The sequence below is a fragment of the Neisseria sp. P0017.S009 genome (assembly GCF_051957375.1).
Taxonomy (GTDB): Bacteria; Pseudomonadota; Gammaproteobacteria; order Burkholderiales; family Neisseriaceae; genus Neisseria; species Neisseria perflava.
This window is the reverse complement of record NZ_JBQCWL010000028.1, coordinates 1-331: the sequence shown is the minus strand read 5'-3', so window position 1 is coordinate 331 and position 331 is coordinate 1. Positions and strand designations below refer to the sequence as shown.

Here is a 331-nt window from a genome sequence, read left to right as displayed (position 1 = left end):
GTACAAAACATCGGCGCATACGGCGTTGAAGCGAAAGATGTTATCCATAGCGTACGCTGCTTTGATTTGGATACGGACACCTTTGTCGAGCTTTCCAATGCCGACTGTGACTTTGCCTATCGTGAAAGCCTATTCAAACAGGAAGGCAAAGGGCGTTATGTGATTGTTTCGGTTGTATTTGCGTTAAAAGAGCATTTTGTGCCGAACTTGGGCTATGGCGATTTGGCGGCAGCGGTTGCCGAACTGAGCCAAGGCCGAGAAGCAACAGCTAAAGATGTTTCCGACGCAGTGTGTGCAATCCGCAACAGTAAACTGCCTAATCCTAACGTGC

General features: G+C 48.6%; 1 pseudogene. It reads left to right on the top strand.

The annotated features are described in order from the left end of the window. Positions 1–331: pseudogene (locus ACTHTG_RS11195) on the top strand (UDP-N-acetylmuramate dehydrogenase); the annotation flags it as partial.